This is a genomic window from uncultured Sphingomonas sp., from assembly GCF_937859915.1.
GTDB lineage: Bacteria > Pseudomonadota > Alphaproteobacteria > Sphingomonadales > Sphingomonadaceae > Solisphingomonas.
Map to the genome: position 1 here is coordinate 9,789 of NZ_CALMAW010000093.1, position 374 is coordinate 10,162.

At 73.8% G+C, this 374-nt stretch carries 1 protein-coding gene; it reads left to right on the forward strand.

What is annotated here, in order from left to right:
* Window positions 1-54: 54 nt before the first annotated feature.
* A partial coding sequence (locus Q0326_RS12450; RefSeq protein ID WP_298690919.1) for a hypothetical protein occupies window positions 55-374 on the forward strand: 320 nt, incomplete at its 3' end.

The following is a 374-nucleotide window of genomic DNA, read 5'->3' on the forward strand; positions in this document are numbered from 1 at the left end:
GTCTACGAGGCCTGCGTCGTCAACTATGGCAACCGCCTGATCATGGAATTCGTCGTGCGCCGCCCCGCCGCCGTGCTGCACGATCCCGCGACCACCGACCGGCACCATGGCGGCGCCCCCTTCCCGCCGCCCGCGCACCTCGGGATAGGCTCGTTCGAAGACATCGGCCCGCGCAACTATGCGCGGCTGTGCGCGACCTATGGCGTGACCGAGATCGTGCCCCCGCCCGGCCCCAGATCCGCCGCCGCGAGCGTGCGGACGGGGGACGAGACGCAGATCGCGATCCCGCCGGGCTACACCCCCAGCAGCGCGGCGGCGGGCTGCGCGACCCCGGCGGGGCCGCCGCCCGCGATCATGGTCGGATGCCTGGCGGT